The following is a 13,603-nucleotide window of genomic DNA, read 5'->3' on the forward strand; positions in this document are numbered from 1 at the left end:
CGCCCCTATGAACACCGCCGTGAATGTCAACGTAGTGCATGAATCCGAAGCCCAGCGCCAACACGCCCGAGTGAAAATCCCGGCCAAATTGCGCTTCTTCGGTCCCGACCGTACCCCCATGGAAGTCAAGGTCCTGGACCTGTCGGCCGGAGGCCTGTGCTTCAACGCCGGCCAGATGCCGCTCAAGGTCGGCGAAGCGTACAAAGGCCGCCTGCAATTCGTGATCGACAACCTTGGCCTGGCCATGGACGTGGAACTGCAGGTTCGCTCCTACGACCGCCAGACCGGTCGTACCGGTTGCCAGTTCCAGAATCTGGAGCCTCGGGACATCTCGACGCTGCGTCACATCATCACCTCGCACCTGGCCGGCGACATCGTCGGCGTCGGCGATGTGCTGGCGACTTTGCAACGCGACAACTTCACCAAGGCGCGCAAGCAGAAGGACGACAACGGTGGCATGACCGCCCTGGGCCGCCTGCGGGCCGTGACCTTCAGCCTGGCGATTTTTATCGTCGGCCTGGCGGCATTCGGCTTCATCTTCAAGTCGGTGTACGGCATGTACTTCGTCAGCCACGCCCAGGCGGGCCTGGTGAACGTACCGGGCATGGCTATCACCATGCCGCGCGACGGCACCGTGCAGAGTCTGGTCAAGGCTGACGGCGTTGCTGCCAAAGGCGCCCCGCTGGCCACGTTCAGCACCAGCATGCTCGATGTGCTCAAGGGCCATCTGGACGACAACCAGCTGCAACCGGCCAAGGTCGAGGAGCTGTTCGGCAAGCAAATGACCGGCACCCTGACCTCGCCGTGCGACTGCATCGTGTCCCAGCAACTGGTGTCCGACGGTCAGTACGCCAGCAAGGGTGACGTGATCTTCCAACTGGTCCCACGGGGCACCGAAGCCAACGTTGAAGCACGCTTCTCCTATCGCCAGTTCGGCGACGTGCGCCCAGGCACTCCGGTCAGCTTCCAGGTTGCCGGCGAAGACACCACCCGTACCGGCAAGATCGTCAGCAGCACCAGCCTGAAAAGTGCCGACCTGTCGTCCGATATCCGCGTACTGATCCAGCCTGACGAACCCCTGGACAGCTCGCTGGCCGGCCGGCCGGTAGAAGTTACCAGCGACCGTGGCCCGAACCTGAACTGGCTGATCGACAAAGCCATGGCTGTCGGTATTTAAGCGGAGGACATGCTCGTGACGACTCCACAAGACAACAAGACGCCGCATACCCTGTGGGCGCGAGCCTGCTCGCGATGGGATCAAAGCGGTGTGCCTGGTGTATCGAGCCGCCCGCATCGCGAGCAGGCTCGCTCCCACACAGGGTATGCGTTGTGTGCGCTGGCGCTGGCAATCGGCCTCAGCGGCTGCGCCGGTCTGCCCGACCAGCGCCTGGCCAACGAAGCCCTCAAGCGCGGTGACACGACGCTGGCGCAGCAGAACTATCAGCAACTGGCAGACCTGGGCTACAGCGAAGCCCAGGTCGGCCTGGCCGACATCCAGGTGGACAGCCGCGACCCCGAGCAGATGAAAAAGGCCGAGGCGACTTACCGCGCCGCGGCCGATATCTCGCCACGGGCCCAGGCTCGCCTGGGCCGCCTGCTGGTGGCCAAGCCAGGCTCCAGCGAAGCGGAAAAGCACGAAGCCGAAGGCCTGTTGAAGAAAGCCTTCGCCAACGGTCAGGGCGGCACCCTGATCCCGCTGGCGATGCTGTACCTGCAATATCCCCAAAGCTTCCCGAACGTCAACGCTCAGCAGCAGATCAGCCAATGGCGCAGCGCCGGTTACCCGGAAGCGGGCCTGGCGCAGATTCTGCTCTATCGCACCCAGGGGACCTACGACCAGCATCTGGATGAAGTGGAAAAAGTCTGCAAGGCGGCATTGGCCACCACCGACATCTGCTACGTCGAACTGGCCACGGTCTATCAGAAACGCGGCCAGCCTGAACAGCAGGCCGAGTTGCTCAAGCAAATGCAGGCCGGTCACCAGAGTGGCACCGTCTCCGCCCAGCGTGTGGACAGCGTCGCCCGTGTCCTGGCCGATGCGAGCCTGGGCAAGACCGACGAAAAAACCGCACAGTCGTTGCTCGAAGGCATCGCCCCTGGCTATCCCGCTGCCTGGGTCAGCCTGGCGCAGATTCTCTACGACTTCCCCGAGTTGGGTGACGTCGACAAGATGATGCAGTACCTGGAAAACGGCCGCGCCGCCGATCAGCCACGTGCCGATCTGTTGCTGGGCAAGCTGTACTACGAAGGCAAATGGGTGCCGGCTGACGCCAAGGTCGCCGAAGCGCATTTCCAGAAAGCCGTTGGCCGCGAAGTGGCCGCCGATTACTACCTGGGCCAGATCTATCGCCGTGGTTACCTGGGCCAGGTGTACTCGCAAAAGGCCCTGGACCATCTGCTCAAGGCCGCCCGTAACGGCCAGAACAGCGCCGATTTCGCCATTGCCCAGTTGTTCTCCCAAGGCAAGGGCACCAAGCCCGACCCGGTCAATGCCTATGTGTTCAGTCAATTGGCCAAGGCCCAGAACACCCCGCAAGCCATCGAGCTTGCCCAGACCCTCGAAGCCCAATTACCGCCGAACCAGCTTGCACAAGCCCAGCGCCTGCTACAACAAGAGCAGGCCATTCGCGGCTCCATGAGCCCCGATACGCTGGAACTGCAAGCCCTAAAAGAAGATGACGGCGAGGAACCTCTATGAAGCCTTTGAAGCTCAATCCTTTTGTGCAGGCCGGTATTGGCCTGTCGTTTGCCCTGCTGTGGTCCTGTCCGACCCTGGCGGCCCTGACTGAAGACCAGAACTTCGGCCTGGACGTGAAAATCACCGCCCAGTCCGAAGACGATCGCGACCTCGGCACCCAGCGCGGCGGCGACGTCAACGGTATCGGTCTGGACCTGCGTCCGTGGATCTACGGTGAGCGCGGGGCCTGGAGCGCCTACGCCATGGCCCAGGCCGTGACGTCTACCGACACCATCGAGACCGACACCCTGCAACAGTCCGATGACGCGACCGCGCAAACCGACAGCGGTGATCGCGAAGTCAAGAAGAACTACCTGGCCATGCGCGAATTCTGGATTGGCTATCGGGGCCTGACCCCTTACCCGGGCGAACAGCTGAAGTTTGGTCGCCAACGCCTGCGCAACGAAGACGGCCAATGGCGCGACACCAACATCGAAGCCCTGAACTGGACCTTCGATACCACCTTGTTGCGGGCCAACCTGGGTGTCGCCGAGCGCTTCAGCGAATACCGCACCGACCTCAAGGAATTGTCGCCTGACGACAAGGACCGCCTGCACGTCTACGGTGACGTGGGCTACCAGTGGATGCCAGGCCAGTGGGCCGGAATCCGTGCCCACCATACCCACGACAATGGCAGCCTCGATTACCCGACCCCGGGCGAAGCCACCGATTCCCTGGACAAGACCCAGAACGGTGACCTGTCCTGGCTGGGCCTGGAAGCCAACAGTGACGCCTACAACTGGCGTAACACCAACACCGTCAATTACTGGGCCAGCCTGACCGGCATGACCGGCGATCGCGACACCGTCAACCCGCTCAACGCCGATGGCACGCGCCCCACGCAACTCAAGCGCAGTGACGACGTCGATGGCTGGGCCACCGACCTGGGCATCCGTCTGCGCCTGGATCCGCAGTGGCAAGTCGGTGCGGCCTATGCCCGCGCCAGCGAGGACTACGAACAGAACGGTCTGCAAAGCAACCGCTCGAACTACACCGGTACCCGCTCGCGGGTCCACCGTTTCGGTGAAGCCTTCCGTGGCGAAATGGCCAACACCCAGAGCGCCAGCCTGTTCGGTTCCTGGCAGTTGCGTGACGAATACGACGCAAGCCTGGTGTACCACAAGTTCTGGCGCGTGGACGGCAACAAGCCTGTGGGCAGTAACGGTATCAACGCGGTGGAAAACAACACCGACGATGTGACCGGCGCAATCCTGTCCACCTCGTCCCTGCCACTGCGCGACGGTAACAAGGACCTGGGCCAGGAAGTCGACCTTGTGGTCACCAAGTACTTCAAGCAAGGCCTGCTGCCGGCCGCGCTGAGCCAGTCCATCGACGAGCCATCGGCGCTGGTGCGCTTTCGTGGCGGTGTGTTCAAGCCTGGTGACGCCTACGGCAAAGAGGTCGATTCATACATGCATCGCGCCTTTGTCGACGTGATCTGGCGCTTCTGATGCGAATGACCATGGGAGTGCCCGATATGAACCGCTACCTCAGGAACAGCCAGGCGATGAAAGGTTCGATCAGCCTGTTGGCCGCAGCGATGCTGCTGGCCGGCTCGTCGGCGTTCGCCAACGTTGAACCGGTGGTCAAACCGGGCAACGTGGTCAAGGAACTGCAGCAGGCCAAGACCTACACCGTCAGCAGCGCGCCGACCGCTCCACTGGAGCTGGCTACGCCGACCCTGCCCGACCTCACAGGCTTCACCGCCGAAGCGGCTGCGGCCAAGATCGTGCGCAGCAAGCCCGGCAAAGTCAGCGTGCGCCGGATGATGCAGGAAAACGCCTTGAAGGACTTCATCGGCGGCGACAACAAGATGGCCGAGTGGGTGGTGCGCCAGCACGGCATCCCACAGGCCATCTTCATCGACGATGGCTACATGAACCTCAAGGACCTGGCCAAGAAAGTGCCCAAGCAGTACCTCAGGGAAACCTCGCCAGGTGTCTTCCTGGCCAGGATTCCGATTGTGGTGGGTGAAAAAGGCATTCTGGAAATCGACCAACAGACCCAGGAACTGCGCCTGTCCCAAGAGGGCGGCTCCTTCCTGGTCAACGATGGAAAGATGTTCATCCGCGACACCAAGGTCACTGGCTGGCGCGAAAAGGACAATGGCCCCGCCACGTTCCGCTCGGCCAACGAATTCCGTCCGTTCCTGCTGTCCTGGGGCGGCACCGAGACTTACATCGTCAATACCAAAATGGCCAGCTTCGGCTACGCCAACAGTAAGTCGTACGGGGTCAGTATTTCCCAGTACACGCCCAACATGGCCAAGGTCCTCAAGCGCCCGGAACCGACCGGCTGGATCATCGATTCCGAGTTCTCGGACATGTGGTACGGCTTCTATTGCTACGAAACCAACGACTTTGTGGTCAAGGGCAACACCTACAAGGACAACATCGTCTACGGCATTGACCCCCACGACCGTTCCCATCGGCTGATCATCGCCGACAACACCGTCTACGGGACCAAGAAGAAGCACGGGATCATTATTTCCCGTGAGGTCAACGACAGCTTCATTTTCAACAACCGCAGCTACGACAACAAACTCTCGGGCCTGGTGATCGACCGTAACAGCGTGAACAACCTGATCGCCTACAACGAGATCTACAAGAACCACACCGACGGCATCACGCTTTACGAGAGTGGTGACAACCTGTTGTGGGGCAACAAAGTGATCAGCAACCGGCGCCACGGCATCCGGATTCGTAACAGCGTGAACATCCGCCTTTACGAAAACGTGTCCATGGCCAACGGCCTGACCGGTCTTTACGGCCACATCAAGGACCTGTCCGACACCGACCGGGACATCAAGCTCGACCCGTTCGACGCCCAGGTCTCGCTGATCGTGGTCGGTGGTGAACTGGCTGCCAACGGCAGCGGCCCATTGTCCATCGACTCACCGTTGAGCGTTGAGCTCTACCGCGTGTCCATGCTCGCGCCGACCAAATCCAGCGGCATCAGCTTCTCGGGGATCCTGGGCGAGCGCCAGGATGAAATTCTCGACCTGCTGGTGCGCCAGCAGAAAGCCGTGCTGATCGACCCTGTCGAACGCCAGACTGAATTGCGGGACTGAGGATGACCTTTATGAACCCACAGATGATCAAACTTCTGGGCCTGTCCGCCCTGACTGCCGGCATTCTCGCCGCCACAAGCGGCGCGCGCGCCGCTGAAACCACAGCGCCTGTGTTCACTGCCGAACCGTGCTGCAACCTGTGCCCGGCTGCTTATGACGCGAAGAACTACACCACGCGCTATCAGCAGAACTTCACCACGCTGGTACAGGCCCAGGGCGATTGGCTGTTCCGTACCCAGGAAGACCTGCGTACCGAATTCAACACCACCCCGGCCGGTTACAAGCGCATGCAGCAGCTGCACGACGCGTTCAAGAAAAAAGGCGTTGAGCTGGTGCTCGTCTATCAACCGACCCGGGGCCTGGTGAACCGCAACAAACTCAACCCTCAGGAAAAGGCCAGTTACGACTTCGACAAGGCCCTGACCAACTACAAGAGCATGCTCGGGCGTTTCGCGCAGATGGGTTATGTGGTGCCGGACCTGTCGCCGTTGACCAACGAAAACCTGCCCGACACCCTGCCGGCCCACGATTTCTACTTCCGTGGCGACCAGCACTGGACCCCGTACGGCGCCCAGCGCACGGCGAAGATCGTGGCCGAGAAGGTCAAGCAGATCCCGGCCTTTGCCGACATTCCCAAGCGTGAGTTCGAGACCAAGAAGTCCGGCCGCATGGGCAAGACCGGCACCCTGCACAACATGGCCGGCCAGCTGTGCGGCACCAGCTACGCGGTCCAGTACATGGACCAGTTCACCACCGAGCCTAAAGGCGAGGCCGGCGACGGCGACCTGTTCGGCGACTCCAGTGATCCGCAAATCACCCTCGTGGGCACCAGTCACAGCGGCAAGAACTACAACTTCGCCGGCTTCCTTCAAGAAGCCATCGGCGCCGACGTCCTCAACGTCGCCTTCCCCGGCGGCGGTCTGGAAGGCGCGATGATCCAGTACCTGGGCAGCGAAGAATTCCAGAAGAGCCCGCCGAAAATCCTCATCTGGGAATTCTCGCCGCTGTATCGCTTGGACCAGGAAACCATCTATCGCCAGATGATGGCGCTGCTGGACAACAACGGTTGCGAAGGCAAGCCCGCGCTGATGAGCAGCAAGACTGCTCTCAAGCCCGGCAAGAACGAATTGATGGTCAACAGCAAGAACATGGACCTGCGTAACGGCAGCCACCAGATCGATATCCGCTTCGCCGATACGTCGGTGAAAACCTTACAAGCCACCCTCTGGTACATGAATGGGCGCCACGAGGATATCAAGATCGAAAAACCGGACACTTCCGAAACCGACGGACGTTTCGCCTTCCAATTGCGCACCGACGAGGACTGGGCTTCCCAGAACCTGCTGGCTGTAGAAGTCCAGGGACCTGAAGCCGGTGCCGAGCCACAGCAAATCGAAGCGAAAGTCTGCAAACGCAACGCATCTCCGCAAGCCGGGCAACAAACGGCTCAAATCGGACAATGAGGTCTCGTCTCATGACTAGAACCATGCGCACCCGAACGTTGAAAACGCTGCTGGCGCCGTCCCTGCTGACCCTGGCGATATTCGCCGGCGCGACGCAGGCCGCGGCCCCGCTACGCCCGCCCCAGGGTTACTTCGCACCGATTGAAAAATTCAAGACGGGCAGCTCTGACGAGCGCTGCGAGGCAGTACCAACGCCCTACACGGGCGCCCTGCAATTTCGCAGCAAGTACGAGGGTTCCGACAAGGCCCGCGCAACGCTGAACGTGAAATCGGAAAAAGCCTTCCGTGATGCCACTTCCGACATCACCCGGATCGAACGCGGCGTCAGCAAACAAGTGATGCAATTCATGCGTGACGGCCGCCCCGAGCAGCTGGAATGCACCCTGAACTGGCTGACCGCCTGGGCCAAGGCCGATGCGCTGATGTCCAAGGACTTCAACCACACCGGCAAGTCCATGCGCAAATGGGCCCTGGGAAGCATGGCTTCGGCCTACGTACGCCTGAAGTTCTCCGAGTCTCGCCCACTGGCCAATCACCAGGAGCAGGCGCAACTGATCGAAGGCTGGTTCAGCAAGATGGCCGATCAGGTGGTGAGCGACTGGGACAACCTGCCGCTGAAAAAAATCAACAACCACTCCTACTGGGCCGCCTGGTCGGTGATGGCCACCGCCGTGGCGACCAACCGCCGCGACCTGTTCGATTGGGCCGTCAAGGAATACAAGGTCGGCGTCAACCAAGTCGACGCCGAGGGCTTCTTGCCCAACGAACTCAAGCGCAAGCAACGGGCGCTGTCCTATCACAACTATGCCCTGCCGCCCCTGGCGATGATCGCCAGTTTCGCCCAGGTCAACGGCGTGGACCTGCGCCAGGAAAACAACGGCGCCCTCAAGCGCCTGGGTGACCAGGTGCTGGCCGGGGTGAAAGACCCGGAGATATTCGAAGACAAGAACGGCGATGAGCAGGACATGAAGGATCTGAAAATCGATTCCAAGTTCGCCTGGCTGGAACCGTTCTGCAGCCTCTACACATGCCCCGAGGATGTGCTGGAACGCAAGCATGAAATGCAACCGTTCAAGACGTTCCGCCTCGGCGGGGACTTGACCAAGGTGTACGACCCGTCATGGGAAAAAGGCGAAAAAGGTAGCTGATGCCGTATCCCCTGCCTGGCAGGGGAGCTGTGGGAGCAAAGCGTCTGAAATGTAATAAAACCTCCCGGTTTTCATGGGGGGGTTTGGGGGGGCTCTGGCCCTTGACTGTTGATTCAACATGGAGAGATCGGGATGGTATTTTCATCCAATGTGTTCCTGTTCCTGTTCTTGCCGATCTTTCTCGGCTTGTACTACTTGAGCGGGCAACGCTATCGCAACCTGCTGTTATTGCTGGCCAGCTATGTGTTCTATGCCTGGTGGCGCGTGGACTTCCTTGCGCTGTTCGCCGGCGTCACCCTGTGGAACTACTGGATCGGCCTGAAAGTCGGCGCCGCCGGCGTGCGCACCAAACCCGCCCAGCGCTGGCTGTTGCTCGGCGTGGGTGTGGATCTGTGCATCCTGGGCTACTTCAAGTACGCCAACTTCGGTGTGGACAGCCTCAACGCGATCATTACCGGCTTCGGTCTCAATCCGTTCATCCTGACCCACGTGTTGTTGCCGATCGGGATCTCGTTCTACATCTTCGAGTCCATCAGCTACATCATCGACGTGTATCGCGGTGATACCCCGGCGACCCACAACCTGATCGACTTTGCAGCGTTCGTGGCGATCTTCCCGCACCTGATCGCCGGCCCCGTGTTGCGTTTCCGCGACCTGGCCGATCAGTTCAACAACCGCACCCACACCCTGGACAAGTTCTCCGAAGGCTGCACGCGCTTCATGCAGGGCTTCATCAAGAAGGTGTTCATCGCCGACACCCTGGCGGTGGTGGCCGATCATTGCTTTGCCCTGGAGAACCCGACCACGGGCGATGCCTGGCTCGGCGCCCTGGCCTACACCGCGCAACTGTACTTCGACTTCTCCGGCTACAGCGACATGGCCATCGGCCTGGGCTTGATGATGGGCTTCCGTTTCATGGAGAACTTCAAGCAGCCCTACATCAGCCAGTCGATTACCGAGTTCTGGCGGCGCTGGCACATCAGCCTGTCGACCTGGCTGCGCGATTACCTCTACATCACCCTGGGCGGCAATCGCAAAGGCACGCTGATGACCTATCGCAACCTGTTCCTGACCATGCTGCTCGGTGGTCTGTGGCACGGCGCGAACATCACCTACGTGATCTGGGGTGCCTGGCACGGTATGTGGCTGGCCATCGAAAAAGCGGTGGGTATCAACACCACGCCACGCAGCATCAATCCGATCCGTTGGGCACTGACGTTCCTGCTGGTGGTGATGGGCTGGGTGATCTTCCGTGCCGAGAACCTGCATGTGGCCGGCCGCATGTATGGCGCCATGTTCAGCTTCGGTGACTGGTCGCTGTCGGAACTGACCCGTGCCAACCTCACCGGCCTGCAAATCGCCACGCTGGCGGTGGCCTACGCCACCCTCGCCTTCTTTGGCCTGCGCGATCTCTACACCAATCGTCCACCGGTCAAGACCAAGCCTGAAGTGAACACCGAGGCCGATGGCCCGGCCACTGCACAACCGGGACTGATCAAGGCTGTACCGGGCGACAACCCGTCGAGCATTCATCAACCGGGCTACACCGTGGGCGTCGAAGCCCAGGTGCAACCGGCGTACTGGGTCGCTGACTGGCCGCGCTACGTGATGCGCACGCTGGTGCTGGTGCTGTTCATCGCCTCGATTCTCAAACTCTCGGCGCAAAGCTTCTCGCCGTTCCTTTACTTCCAGTTCTGAGGGATCTGAACATGACCCGCTCATTACGCATCTTCTACATCGCACTGTTCCTGCTGACCTTGACGGTCCTGGGCCTGTGGTCGGTGCGCAGCTTCTTCGGCTTCAGCACCAACCCGGATGCGACCGTGCTCAACGGTCGTTGGAGCAAAGCCGTCGAGACGCACTACGACGACGAGTTCCCGATCAAGCGCCTGGGCACCAACATCTGGGCGGCACTGGACTACAAGCTGTTCAACGAGGGCCGCAAAGGCGTGGTCCTGGGTCGCGATCAGTGGCTGTACAGCGACGAAGAGTTCAATCCGATCGTCAACGAAGAGCAAAACCTGCAGGGCAACTACGCGCTGGTCGAAGGCGTGCGCCAGAAGCTCAAGGAACAGGGCATCACCCTGGTGATGGCGATCGTGCCAGCCAAGGCGCGCCTCTACCCGGAACACTTGGGTGAAGTGAAGCCGTCCAGCATTCACACCAACCTCTACCAGGATTTCCATGCCCGTGTGGCGGCAGACAAGATCCTGGCCCCTGACCTGCTCGGCCCGATGCAACAGGCCAAGCAAAGCGGCCAACAAGTGTTCCTGCGCACCGACACCCACTGGACTCCCGAAGGCGCGCAGGTCGCCGCCGAGAAGCTGGCGAAGACGATTGCCGAGCGCACCCCACTCAACGGCGAGCCACAACGTTTCGTGACAACGCCAGCGGAAAAAATCATCCACAAGGGCGACCTGCGTCAGTTCCTGCCTCTGGACCCACTGTTCGAAAACCTGATGCCAGCCCAGGAGCCGCTGGTCAAGCGCACCACCCGCGAAGCCGACGACCAGCCGGCCGAAGGCGACGCGCTGTTTGCCGATGCCCAAGTGCCGGTGGCGCTGATCGGCACCAGCTACAGCGCCAACCCCACCTGGAACTTCGTCGGTGCCCTCAAGCAGGCCCTGAACAGCGACGTTGTGAACTACGCCGAAGACGGCCATGGCCCGATTCTGCCGATGCTCAGCTACCTCAAGAGCGACGCCTTCAAGAACAGCCCGCCCCAGGTGCTGATCTGGGAGTTTCCTGAACGTTATCTGCCTGTGAACAACGAAATCGGTGACGCCGACCCGCAGTGGGTCGCAGAACTCAAGCAAGCCGGCGCACGCCAACAGAACGTAGCCGCCAACACCCCATCCGAGACGCCCGACCGGGCGCAAAACTGAAAGAGAGGTCCACCATGACTTTCACTACAACTCCTCGCCGTCTCGCCGCTCGCTCCCTCAAGGCCGTTGCCCTGGTTGCCAGCATGAGCGCCCTTTCACTGTCTGCCTTTGCCGGAGGTGACTCGGCCCTGTATGGCCCGGTAGCGCCAAAAGGGTCGAGCTTCGTGCGGATCTACAACGCCAGCAACGCCGAAGTCAGCGCGACCGTCGGCAGCACCAACCTGAGCGACGTAGCACCACTGGCCAGCACCGACTTCAGCTTCATGCCTGGCGGCGACTACAGTGCCAAGGTCGGCAGCCAGACCGTCCCGGTAAAACTGGCTCCCGATCACTATTACACCCTGGTCAACAACGCCAGCGGCCAGCCTCAGTTGATCGAAGAACCGCCATTCAAGAACAAGCAGAAATCCCTGGTTCGCGTGCAGAACCTTAGCGACAAGCCGCTGACCCTCAAGACCGCCGACGGCAAGACCGAAGTGGTCAAGACCGTAGCGGCCAAGAGCCGTGGCGAGCGTGAAATCAACCCGGTGAAAGTGAGCCTGGCGCTGTTCGACGGCGACAAGAAAGTCGGCGACCTCAAGCCCGTGGCCCTGGAACGCGGCGAAGCGGCCGTGCTGTACGTCACCGGCTCCGGCAGCAGCCTGTCGCCAGTGTGGGTAAAACGCCCGGTGTCGACCCGATAAGAGCAGCGGCAAGTTTCCAGCTTCAAGCGGCAAGCTTTTGCTTGCAGCTTGAAGCTCAAGACTTGCCACTGCCGCAGGAACAACAACAAGAGAGTGAAACGACAGAACGCAGTAGCTCTAAAAACCATTTCGATTTGTAGGAGTAACAAACATGATTCCGGTGATCTTGTCAGGTGGTAGCGGCTCACGTCTTTGGCCGCTTTCGCGCAAGCAATTCCCTAAACAGTTCCTGGCCCTGACCGGCGAACATACCCTGTTCCAGCAGACCCTCGAGCGCCTGGTGTTCGAAGGCATGGACACCCCGATCGTGGTCTGCAACAAAGACCACCGGTTCATCGTCAACGAGCAGTTGACCAACCGCAAGCTGGAAGCCCAGCGCATCCTGATGGAACCGTTCGGGCGCAACACCGCGCCGGCCGTGGCCCTGACGGCGATGATGCTGGTCAATGAAGGCCGCGACGAGCTGATGCTGGTCCTGCCGGCCGACCACGTGCTGGAAGACCAGAAAGCCTTGCAGCGTGCGTTGGCCCTGGCCACCGTGGCCGCCGAGCGTGGCGAAATGGTTCTGTTCGGCGTACCGGCCACCAAACCGGAAACCGGTTATGGCTACATCAAGTCGACCAACGACGCCCTGCTGCCTGAAGGGGTGAGCCGCGTTTCGCACTTCGTCGAAAAACCCGACGTCAAGCGCGCTACCGAGTTCGTCGAAGCCGGTGGTTACTTCTGGAACAGCGGCATGTTCCTGTTCCGCGCCAGCCGTTTCCTCGAAGAGCTGAAAAAACACGATCCGGACATCTACGACACCTGCCTGCTGACCCTGGAGCGCAGCGAACAGACGGCCGATACCATCACCTTTGACGAAGCCACTTTCGCCTGCTGCCCGGACAACTCCATCGACTACGCGGTGATGGAAAAGACCCAGCGCGCCTGCGTGGTGCCACTGTCGGCCGGCTGGAGCGATGTCGGCTGCTGGTCGTCGCTGTGGGAAGTCAACGCCAAGGATGCCAACGGCAACGTCACCAAGGGCGACGTCGTCGTCCAGGACAGCCGCAACTGCATGATCCACGGCAATGGCAAGCTGGTGTCGGTGATCGGCCTGGACAACATCGTGGTGGTCGAAACCAAGGACGCCATGATGATCGCCCACAAGGACAAGGTCCAAGGCGTCAAGCAAATGGTCAACACCCTCAACGCCCAGGGCCGCACCGAAACCCAGAACCACTGCGAGGTCTATCGTCCATGGGGTTCCTATGACTCGGTGGACATGGGCGGTCGTTTCCAGGTCAAGCACATCTCGGTCAAGCCGGGCGCATGCCTGTCGCTGCAGATGCACCACCACCGCGCCGAACATTGGATCGTGGTCAGCGGCACCGCTGAAGTGACCTGCGACGAGAACGTGTTCCTGCTCTGCGAAAACCAGTCGACCTACATCCCGATCGCCTCGGTTCATCGCCTGCGCAACCCGGGCAAGATCCCGCTGGAAATCATCGAAGTGCAGTCCGGCAGCTACCTGGGCGAAGACGATATCGAACGCTTCGAAGACATCTACGGTCGCTCCACCCCGGTCGAACGCGGCGTGTCGGTGAAAACCATCGCCCAATAACGATCAGCAGAACA

10 protein-coding genes are annotated in these 13,603 nt (G+C 60.8%); all 10 read left to right on the plus strand.

The window, feature by feature from the left end; translation table 11 throughout:
• The first annotated feature begins 7 nt into the window (after positions 1-7).
• Positions 8-1,177, plus strand: coding sequence for an alginate biosynthesis protein Alg44 (locus PSH91_RS21730; protein WP_047228844.1), 1,170 nt, complete (start codon positions 8-10; stop codon positions 1,175-1,177).
• Positions 1,178-1,186: 9 nt separating this feature from the next.
• Positions 1,187-2,698 (plus strand): alginate biosynthesis TPR repeat lipoprotein AlgK, encoded by a 1,512-nt coding sequence (algK, locus tag PSH91_RS21735; protein ID WP_047228843.1) that lies wholly within the window; start codon positions 1,187-1,189, stop codon positions 2,696-2,698.
• Positions 2,699-2,703: 5 nt separating this feature from the next.
• On the plus strand, positions 2,704-4,188 hold the full coding sequence (locus PSH91_RS21740; RefSeq protein ID WP_047228909.1) for an alginate export family protein: 1,485 nt from the start codon (positions 2,704-2,706) through the stop codon (positions 4,186-4,188).
• A gap of 26 nt (positions 4,189-4,214) precedes the next feature.
• Positions 4,215-5,807 carry a mannuronan 5-epimerase AlgG gene (gene algG / locus PSH91_RS21745; protein ID WP_160893336.1) on the plus strand — a complete coding sequence of 531 codons (1,593 nt, stop codon included), beginning with the start codon at positions 4,215-4,217 and terminating at the stop codon, positions 5,805-5,807.
• Between the two features lie 11 nt (positions 5,808-5,818).
• A complete protein-coding gene (locus PSH91_RS21750) occupies positions 5,819-7,270 on the plus strand; it encodes an alginate O-acetyltransferase (RefSeq protein ID WP_076383622.1) in 1,452 nt (483 codons plus the stop codon).
• Positions 7,271-7,293: 23 nt separating this feature from the next.
• Positions 7,294-8,418, plus strand: coding sequence for a mannuronate-specific alginate lyase (locus PSH91_RS21755; RefSeq protein WP_047228840.1), 1,125 nt, complete (start codon positions 7,294-7,296; stop codon positions 8,416-8,418).
• A 132-nt stretch (positions 8,419-8,550) separates the two neighbouring features.
• The gene (locus PSH91_RS21760) at positions 8,551-10,116 is read left to right on the plus strand and encodes an MBOAT family protein (RefSeq protein WP_173406583.1); all 1,566 of its coding nucleotides are present in this window, start codon (positions 8,551-8,553) and stop codon (positions 10,114-10,116) included.
• A gap of 11 nt (positions 10,117-10,127) precedes the next feature.
• Positions 10,128-11,303, plus strand: a complete 1,176-nt coding sequence (locus PSH91_RS21765; protein ID WP_305466749.1) for an alginate O-acetyltransferase — start codon at positions 10,128-10,130, stop codon at positions 11,301-11,303.
• A gap of 14 nt (positions 11,304-11,317) precedes the next feature.
• Complete coding sequence (locus PSH91_RS21770; RefSeq protein WP_047228837.1) at positions 11,318-11,986, plus strand: alginate O-acetyltransferase AlgF; 669 nt, start codon at positions 11,318-11,320, stop codon at positions 11,984-11,986.
• A 151-nt stretch (positions 11,987-12,137) separates the two neighbouring features.
• Positions 12,138-13,589 carry a mannose-1-phosphate guanylyltransferase/mannose-6-phosphate isomerase gene (locus PSH91_RS21775; RefSeq protein WP_047228836.1) on the plus strand — a complete coding sequence of 484 codons (1,452 nt, stop codon included), beginning with the start codon at positions 12,138-12,140 and terminating at the stop codon, positions 13,587-13,589.
• Positions 13,590-13,603: the final 14 nt, after the last annotated feature.

Source organism: Pseudomonas sp. FP1154, from assembly GCF_030687245.1.
In the GTDB taxonomy this organism is placed as follows: domain Bacteria; phylum Pseudomonadota; class Gammaproteobacteria; order Pseudomonadales; family Pseudomonadaceae; genus Aquipseudomonas; species Aquipseudomonas rhizophila.